Source organism: Novosphingobium sp. B-7, assembly GCF_000410615.1.
Classification (GTDB): Bacteria; Pseudomonadota; Alphaproteobacteria; order Sphingomonadales; family Sphingomonadaceae; genus Novosphingobium; species Novosphingobium capsulatum.
On record NZ_KE148323.1, the window covers coordinates 1 to 348 of the forward strand.

Genomic DNA, 348 nt, shown 5'->3' on the forward strand with positions numbered 1-348 from the left:
CAGGCGCAGCGTGGCCTGTGCGGTGGCGGCGAAGGCAGCAGCGGGCACGGCGCTTTCAGCTTGCGCGGAACCCAGCACCAGCAGCGGCGCGCCACGGGCGATGCGGCCGGGCACGGCGCGCTCGATCACGGCATGGCCGGCGGTTTCGGTGATCACGATCGGGGTGATCATGCCTTTGACGCGCGGCGCCACGGTGCCCAGGTCCACGCTGATCAGGCGGTCACCGGCAGCCACGGTATCGCCCGCCTGCACATGGGCGACAAAGCCCTCGCCATTAAGGCGCACGGTTTCCAGCCCGATATGCATCAGCACTTCCACCCCACCGGCCAGGCGCAGCGTGATGGCGTG

At 70.1% G+C, this 348-nt stretch carries 1 protein-coding gene; it reads right to left on the reverse strand.

Annotation, left to right across the window (positions count from 1 at the left end; genetic code table 11):
• Positions 1-348, reverse strand: a 348-nt coding sequence (locus tag H926_RS34245) for a PTS glucose transporter subunit IIA (protein WP_022676205.1), incomplete at both ends; no start/stop codon positions are given.